The sequence below is a fragment of the Acinetobacter sp. AL9 genome (assembly GCF_041464035.1).
GTDB classification, from domain to species: Bacteria; Pseudomonadota; Gammaproteobacteria; order Pseudomonadales; family Moraxellaceae; genus Acinetobacter; species Acinetobacter towneri.
The window spans coordinates 1-299 of sequence record NZ_JAYFSK010000211.1; the positions used below are offsets into that span (position 1 = coordinate 1).

Here is a 299-nt window from a genome sequence, read left to right on the forward strand (position 1 = left end):
CCGCTTCATCCCACAGGTGGATTTGTTTTGCAGTGAGATGTTCGTTTTTACTGCCGAATTTGTGCTGTTTAAATAGTGCGAGTTCATGCTCGTATTTTTGATTGAGAATAGAAAGATGTTGAACTTTGGCATCCAATTCTTGATTTGATTGCGCCAGAGACTGATGCTGCAGCGCCAACTGTCTGGTGAATTCCAGCAGTTGTTCATGGGTCAGTTGGCTTAAGTCAGGCAGCGTATTCATGACCGCAGTATGCCTGAGGTCATGAAGAGAATGAAATAGAACGTTTGGAGGATGGCAG

1 pseudogene is annotated in these 299 nt (G+C 44.5%); it reads right to left on the bottom strand.

From position 1 onward, the window contains the following. Positions 1–241: pseudogene (locus ACEO2X_RS14370) on the bottom strand (IS66 family transposase); the annotation flags it as partial. Positions 242–299 lie beyond the last annotated feature (58 nt).